Annotated in this window: 7 protein-coding genes; all 7 read right to left on the minus strand. The window is 37.8% G+C overall.

All coding sequences use genetic code 11. From position 1 onward, the window contains the following. Positions 1–259 (minus strand): hypothetical protein (locus tag AWW78_RS09085; RefSeq protein WP_047134956.1); only part of this gene is annotated, 259 nt, incomplete at its 3' end. A 4-nt stretch (positions 260–263) separates the two neighbouring features. After that, positions 264–947 (minus strand): FecR family protein, encoded by a 684-nt coding sequence (locus AWW78_RS09090; RefSeq protein ID WP_047134957.1) that lies wholly within the window; start codon positions 945–947, stop codon positions 264–266. A 16-nt stretch (positions 948–963) separates the two neighbouring features. Further along, positions 964–2,034 carry a hypothetical protein gene (locus tag AWW78_RS09095; RefSeq protein WP_047134958.1) on the minus strand — a complete coding sequence of 357 codons (1,071 nt, stop codon included), beginning with the start codon at positions 2,032–2,034 and terminating at the stop codon, positions 964–966. Between the two features lie 81 nt (positions 2,035–2,115). Further along, the gene (rseP, locus tag AWW78_RS09100; RefSeq protein WP_047134959.1) at positions 2,116–3,435 is read right to left on the minus strand and encodes an RIP metalloprotease RseP; all 1,320 of its coding nucleotides are present in this window, start codon (positions 3,433–3,435) and stop codon (positions 2,116–2,118) included. Positions 3,436–3,437: 2 nt separating this feature from the next. After that, complete coding sequence (locus tag AWW78_RS09105; protein ID WP_047134960.1) at positions 3,438–4,589, minus strand: 1-deoxy-D-xylulose-5-phosphate reductoisomerase; 1,152 nt, start codon at positions 4,587–4,589, stop codon at positions 3,438–3,440. A 73-nt stretch (positions 4,590–4,662) separates the two neighbouring features. Then, entirely contained in the window at positions 4,663–7,212 is a 2,550-nt protein-coding gene (locus AWW78_RS09110; RefSeq protein ID WP_047134961.1) for an Ig-like domain-containing protein, read from the minus strand. A gap of 190 nt (positions 7,213–7,402) precedes the next feature. After that, positions 7,403–8,083: type I glutamate--ammonia ligase (locus AWW78_RS09115; RefSeq protein WP_047134962.1), on the minus strand; the 681-nt coding region annotated here is incomplete at its 5' end.

An 8,083-nucleotide genomic window follows, 5' to 3' on the forward strand; every position in this document is an offset into this window, starting at 1 on the left:
CACCAGGTATTGTAACCACGACGATATTTTCACGAGACAAGGGAATTTCAATTTGTTTAAAATCACCTTCCCTTGTTGACTTATAAAATAACTTTACTTTGGATAGATCGGCTACATTTGTGAATTCAACTCTAAGTTTCAAATCCTTTCCTTCTATTCCTCTTTGAGTCGGGATGACACTTAAAATATGTTTTGTTTGAGCGGGGGAAGCAGTCGAAAATAGAAAAACAAATGCAAACGCAGTGATTATCTTGTTCACCTTGTTATTTTTCTTTTATTTTGATTCTAATTTCTTTTCCTTCCCCCGTTTTTCCTCTTATTTCGATTTCCCTTTTCTCAATTGCCTTTTTTATTTCCTCAGATTTTCTTTTCTCAGACTCAGTCATTGAGCGTGTTGTTATCTCTCCATCCTTAGTTGAGATTCCAACTTCCCCCGCTTTTACAGTCCTGCTTAAATTTGAAATTTTATTAAAGAAATCAACCTCACCCTCCCTTACCATCAAAGTATCTGCATCAACTCTTGAAAACAAAGCCCCTTCCGTCCCTCTTATCGTAGCGACGGATAAAGGTGTTGTAAATTCAAATTTACCTTTAACTTTGGTGACCTTGAAATCAACTCCGCCATTTTCGATGTTAACCTTTCTTGCGTAATTCCCCTTCGGATTTTCACCAACAACTTCAAGCGTCGTATTTTCATCAACCCTAAGAAAACTACCATCAAGAAATTTGATGAGAAGAAAAGATTTGCTTTCAGTTTTAACAACTGTTCCAGATTCAATCCCTGCACCCTTCTGTGCGGGTTTCCATTCCTCAATTTTTGGTGGTTTATGATACGCTTTGTTCTTAACAAGTTGAACAACAGCAATTGTTGGGGCGTAATTTACAAAACCAAGAAATATAAGAGCAAATGCCCCAATTAACCCAAGTTTTAAAATTTCCTTTTTCATTTTTTATCATTCAATTTTATTTTTCTTCAATTGCTATCACTTCATATTTATCCTTATCTGACAAAAGTCTAAGAACTTCCTCAATTTCAGAAGGGGTTGCTGGCCTTCCATCAATTAAGACGATAAAATCAGATATAATACCGCTTAGTAAAGCAGCGATTTCATTGTTTCCACTTTGATTCAGCATTCTAATCAAATTTTCAAGATTTCGTTTTTGCTCTGGCGTAAGATTTGGGGTCGTTCGACTTACTGATGGCACACCAAGCTTAACATCAAAACTCCATATTTCACTTCTCACTTCCTCAGTTCCACGGCTACCTTGAAGATAAGATTTAACATACCAAAAATATGTCTTCCCATCTTCAAGTGGTAAAGCTTCTCGTGGATATTGAATTTGAGTTTCGGTTGTTTTGTACTTCCACCTCAAGTTTTTATCGCCTGATACAACTTCTTCGGGTGTTGTCTGATTGGGAAGCTTCTCATAAACGAAAATTTCAAACTCTTTAAAATATGGAGCGATCCACTTAAAAATTGGGAATTGCGTCCTAACCTCAGATTGGTAGGATGGTGAAATGAGATCAATTCTTGATGGATTCACTACCTCATAAACTTTTTCCCATGTGCTCAAAGTTGAAGTTTCAGATTCGTTCAAAAGTTGAATTACAAACCTATACCTTCCCGCTGGTAATCTTCCCGTTGATTGAGCTAAATCTTTTATCTTTTTTATTTTATCCTCGTAAATCTGAGTTCTTTCCTTATCACTTTTTATGCTGGTTCTCCCCGAAGCAAGATCTTGATTTGTGAAACTTAATATCCTGTCAACTGTAAACGGTAAACTCCACGCATCTGCAAAAATATCTTCTGGTTCATTTCCAATTTTGGCAAAAACTTGAAAATGTAATTTTATATTGATTGGTTCACCCATATTCGTGATTGTCACAGCAAATAAAAGTGGCAAATCCGTTAGTTTACTAACATCAAGATCGGCGACATTAACCTGATCAAGCGTAGCAGGAGCCGAAACTTGAATTTGAACCTGCCCTATCGCAAGCGTTGAAAAAAGGAGCAAAAACAAAATCTTTTTCATAGCACACCCCAAATTTTTATTTTAATTCTATTTTGAATTTAGCTATCAAAATTATCTCTTTTCAGTGAGCAAAATCACAACCTAAAAATGAACAATGTCATTGTAAAGCACAAATATCATCAAAATTATGAGTATAATTATTCCAGCCTGCTGAATTGCAACTTTAACTCTATAGGAAAGTTCCCTTCTTATAATTGCCTCAACCACTAAAATCGCAAGATGTCCACCATCGAGCCCTGGGAATGGAAATATATTTAAAAATGCCAAGCTTATGCTTAAAATTGCCATAAATCCAAGAAATGCGGTAAAGCCCGCATCAGCACTTCGGGTGGCAAACTTCGCAATCCTTATCGGTCCAGCAACTCCCTTTTGAAATGGAATTTTACCTGTGATTAGCTGCTTTATGCCGTTTACAGTGAGAGCAGAAACTCTATAAGTCTCTCTCACTCCGATCCACAGCGCTTCAAGCGGATTATAACTTTCCTTTTTTACCGGACCATTATAAAAACTTGCAATTTGCACTCCAATCCTTCCATCCGCATCTGGGGTAATCTTCTGGTCAAAAATTTTATCACCACGCTTTATTTTCAATGTTATTTCTTTCCCGGCATTTGACTTTATTATCGATGTAAGTTGCGCAGGACTATAAATTTTTTCATCGTTAACGGAGACGATAACATCCTTGGACTGTATCCCTATTTTTTGCGCTGGGCGACCTGGTTCAACCGCCATTACCATTACCTCAACATGTGCAGGTAAAATTCCCAGTGCATCCTCGGATGAGAATTCAGAAATTTTAGTGCGTGGAATCGATATAAAAATCTTTTCACCATCACGCTGAACCTCAAAAGAAAGATCTTTTGTCAAATCATCAACAAAAGCTGTTCTTATTATATCGTCCCAATAATTGATTTTCCTGCCATTCAAAGTTAAAATCTTATCCCCTTCTCTAAATCCAGCCTCAAACGCTGGTGAATTCGGAATAACATAACCAACTTCATTAACATTTCTAAATGTTTTCCCCTCCACCATAAAAATTGCCCAGAAAAGGAATACAGCAAGTATCATATTCATTATCACACCAGCAGTGATAACAAAAAATTTCTGATAAAATGGCTTACTTCTGAACTCATAGGGTTCAGGCTTTGAACTGACAAAACCAGTATCCAAACTTTCATCAACCATCCCTGCAATTTTAACATAACCACCAAGTGGAAAAGCGGAAATTCTATAATCCGTTTCACCAATTTTCTTTCCAATTAACCTTGTCCCAAATCCAATGGAAAAGACCTCAACTTTCATCTTTGAAAGTTTCGCAGCTATAAAATGACCAAATTCATGAACAAGGACAAGGATTCCAATCGTTATAGCGAAATAGAATATGGTTTTTATGATTTCCATATTTAATCCATCCCCTCTAGGTTTTTTACAAATTTCCTTGTTTCAGAATCAGCGGTTAGAATATCATCAAGATCGGGATTGAACTTAGGCTTGTGTGCATCTATCGCTTTCTTTATTACCTCAGGTATCATCGTAAACTTTATTTTTCTATTAAGAAAAGCTTCGACAGCGACCTCATTGGCAGCGTTTAAAACTGTTGGATAAGTTCCACCAAGTTTTGCAACTTCATAGGCAATTTTTAAACATTCAAATTTATCAAGATCTGGTTCAAGAAATGTCATCTGCCCAAGCTTTACGAAATCAACTTGACCATAGTTTGCATGTTTCCTTTCGGGATAAGTTAAAGCATATTGAATTGGTATTTTCATATCAGGCACACCAAGCTGTGCCTTTATAGAGCCGTCTATGAACTCGACCATTGAATGAATCACCGACTGCGGATGAATTACGACCTTTATTTTATCAACTGGCAAACCAAAAATCCAGTGTGCTTCGATCACCTCAAGACCCTTGTTCATCAAAGTTGCCGAATCAATCGTTATCTTACTTCCCATCTTCCAATTCGGATGTTTTAAAGCTTCCTCAACCGTCACATTTTCAAGCTCAGCTTTATTTTTGTACAGGAACGGACCTCCCGAAGCGGTCAAAATTATTCTGTTAATATCCGAAATTTTTTCTCCAACGAGACATTGAAAAATTGCATTATGCTCACTATCAACTGGAATAAGTTCAACATTGTTCTCTCTTAAAAGCTTTGTGATAATTTCGCCCGCAACGACAAGAGTTTCTTTATTTGCAAGTGCGATCCTTTTTTTGCTCTCAATTGCTTTTATAGTTGGCTTTAAACCTGAAAACCCGACGAGAGAGTTTAAGACAATGTCAACATCATCTCTACTCACAACCTCAAGCAAACCTTCTTCACCAGAAAGAACCTCGACTTCACCATTGACAAAATTTGAAAACTCCTCGGCTTTCTCCTTGTCGAAAATTACAACCCCTTTCGGCTTTAGAAGTTTTACCTGTTCAAGTAGAAGCTTTATATTTTTGTTAACAGCAAGATATGTGACCTTGAATCTATTTGGGAAATTTAAAATAACTTCAATAGCGTTTTTCCCTATAGAACCAGTTGAACCAAGAATTGCAATCCTCTTCATCCTCGCTAAAAGGTTTCTTCGAAAACATACCGAAACAATTTATGAAACGGTAGGAAATAAAACAAATTAATCCTTACTTCATAAGCACCATCTTTCTGACGCTAAAGAATCCCCCAGCATTAATTCTATAAAAGTAAACTCCAGAAGGCAAATCATCAGCCTCAAACTTAACAGTATGAACCCCAGGCTCAAGTTCACTATCGACAATAACAGCGATCAATCGCCCTAAAATATCGTAAACACAAAGTTTAACTTGCACTCGCTCGGGTAGGCTAAACCTAATCAAAGTAGATGAGTTAAATGGGTTGGGATAATTTTGTTCAAGTGAGAAGTCAACAGGAATTTCATTCTGAGCAACCGATGTAATTTTACCGCCAACCTGTAAATCATCAAAGTAAATTTCACCCTCTTTATCAGCTCCCTGAATCTGTTTTATCACAATACTATGAAATTGCTTGTTAGAGCCGGGAACAGATGCGATTGGATACGATACAAATTTCCATCCATACCAATTTATCGAGCCAAGATTCACAGGATAATTGTCAGGGTTATAAAACCAAAACTCAATTTGATTCCCGCTCAAATCACCATAAACCCACAGACCAATGTTTCCTTGTCCATCGGAGACATTTGGTTTTGAAGGATTGAAAATCCTGATGAGACCACCACTTTCTCCCAAAAAACGGTAAGTTAACTTACCGGAATTTGAACCGCGAAACTTCTTCTCACTTGAAGCAACAAAGTTGGCTTCCACACCAGTTGTGCTTCCGCTTTGAGATGGCTGCCACCAAGAATTTACCGTCTCAAAAGAATCAATTACGCTTCCACTATAAAAAACTCCCGGATCTGTTCTAAATTCAAACACATAATCAGATGTTGTGGCATTCCCAAACAAATCTTTCAAGCCAGCCAAAAACTTAACTTTGTAAATTTTATCACTCAAAAGTGGACTAGCGGGTTTAAAAGTGACAATGCTTTTGTCATCCTTTACTACATGTTTCCCCGATGTTATTGAAATAGACTGATCATTTTCATCAACTAATCTAACCCTACTCGCCAAACTTGCACTCTCAATTGGCTCATTAAAAACAAATTTCATCTCAGCATAAACACTCACATTTTCACCCACCGGATAACCTTTTTCAACAACGGGTGGATAAACATCAGGCGCGGTTGTAGTAAATTCCACATAATATGGATCTCCAGGTACACCATCACCATCCCCATCAATTTTTAAACCAAAAACACTTTTAGCCCCAGTGTCAATTTTTATCGTGTATGTCGTTGAAAACTCCCAGAACTTGTTCGGTTTTATCTCAAGCGTTCGCTGATCCGAACTCCATATTAAACTTACAGTATCATTTGGAGTTATCACAAGATTCGCTTGAACAGAAGATTTATCCATGGGGACTGAAAAATTGATCACAACTGATTTATAAGCAAGAAAGTTGCGTGCCCCTGACTCAGGGGAAACAGAAATAACTTTTGGCGGGGTTTGATCTGAACGAATCAAACTTAAATAATATCCCCAATTCCAACCTGGACCTGGATCGGTATGGTCATTACAAGAAGGCGAGCCTTGATCGTATTTTGCAAAATCCCATTCTTGTCGAACCACAGGCCATTGGGGTTGCTGCCAAAAGTTATGCCCTATGATATGATTGCTATCTACGGGGATCGCCCACCTGTTCACCATGTTCCTTACAAGTTTTGCAGATTCAAGATACATCACAGGGGTAAACCAACGATCGGGATCCTGAATATAACCCTCATGCTCAATTCCAAGCGTGAAACTATTCCAACATTTTGCATGCCATGCTTTATCTTTCTCTCTGACAAGTTGAACTATGTATCCATCAGAACTACGAATGACATAGTGAGCGCTTGCTTTTGAATTTGGATTTTTTAACCACGAAACAGAGCCAGCGAAATTTCCTTGCGTCACATGGATTACAATTCTTGTCGTGTAAAGTCTATTCGCTTCGTAATTTGGACTTGGATCCCACACCGCTGGCGGATAATCTTCGGAATTTATCTCATCTGGCTTTATGATTTTTAATCCACTCCTTTCAAACAAATCTTTCGGGAAAATTGACATATCAATTTCTTTTCTCTCGATTTCTATGCCAAACTCATTAAAACCCGTTGACAAAACCTTATAAACATCGTAAGCAAAGATTTGGGCTATTTCAGGTTGCGGTATACCACTGAATTTAGCAACGACATCTTTATAATCTTCAATTTTTGATGTGCCTTTTTTCAATCCTTTTTCATTTGAAAGCTTTGCAAGCAAAGCTGCACCTGCTCTTATGTTTTGATAAACATCCCTTTTAACAACCTCTACAGGGACATTGATAAGTTTTGCTCCTTCAACTAAACTATGCCCAAACCAATCATCATCCCTCAAACCCATGATCCCATAAACAGGTGGTTTGTCATCGCAAGCTGGGGTAAATTTCTCAGGCTCTATGTGAACCCACCTTGTATTTACAAATGCAATTGCTTCAAGCAATTCTGCTGGAACATTGAACTCTTCGCTCGCAAGTTGAAAATATCTTTTCAAATCTTGGGCGGAGACCCCGATTGATAAAACTAGCACCAAAAAAACGATTATTCTTCTCATTATCACATCAAAAGTTTAAATTTTCAAGCTATCCTGCTTACAAATATAGCAATTACTCTAAAATCAGGCAATAATTTCCCTCAGATTTTAAACCCGTTTTAAAAATTCAAATCATAAGGTTCAAATTCATGAAACCTCAGGGTTCTCCGCCAACATTTGGCAATAAAATTAGCCACGATCAAAAATGTAATCACACATCAAAATAAAGCACAAATTCATACGGATGGGGGCGCATGCGCAATTGGTTAACTTCTTTCTCCCATTTATATTTTATCCATGCTTCTATAACATCTTCTGTGAAGACATCGCCTCTTAAAAGAAAATCGTGATCTTTTTCAAGCGCCCTCAATGCCTCCTCAAGTGAACCAGGAGTTGAAGGAACATTTTTAAGTTCCTCAGGTGGAAGAGCATAAATATCTTTGTCAAGTGGCTCGCCAGAGTCGATTTTATTTATAATTCCATCAATTCCTGCCATCAACATCGCAGCAAAAGCAAGATATGGATTGCAAGAGCCATCGGGAAATCTCACTTCGATTCTTTTTGCCTTTGGACTTGATGAATAGGTTGGGATTCGAATCGCAGCGCTTCTATTTCTCTGCGAATATGCAAGATTCACCGGGGCTTCAAATCCAGGAACGAGACGTTTGTAAGAATTCGTCGTTGGGTTTGTAAAGGCGCACAAAGCCGGCGCGTGTTTTAAAATTCCACCAATGTAGTAAAGCGCGATCTCGCTTAAATTTGCATATCCATTACCATAAAACAAAGGTTGACCATTTTTCCATAAACTTTGATGACAGTGCATCCCCGAACCGTTATCGCCAAACAATGGTTTCGGCATAAATGTAGCAGTTTTGCCATGCCTTCGTGCAAC

Origin of the sequence: Candidatus Kryptonium thompsonii (assembly GCF_001535985.1) — a bacterium.
GTDB lineage: Bacteria > Bacteroidota > Ignavibacteria > Kryptoniales > Kryptoniaceae > Kryptonium > Kryptonium thompsonii.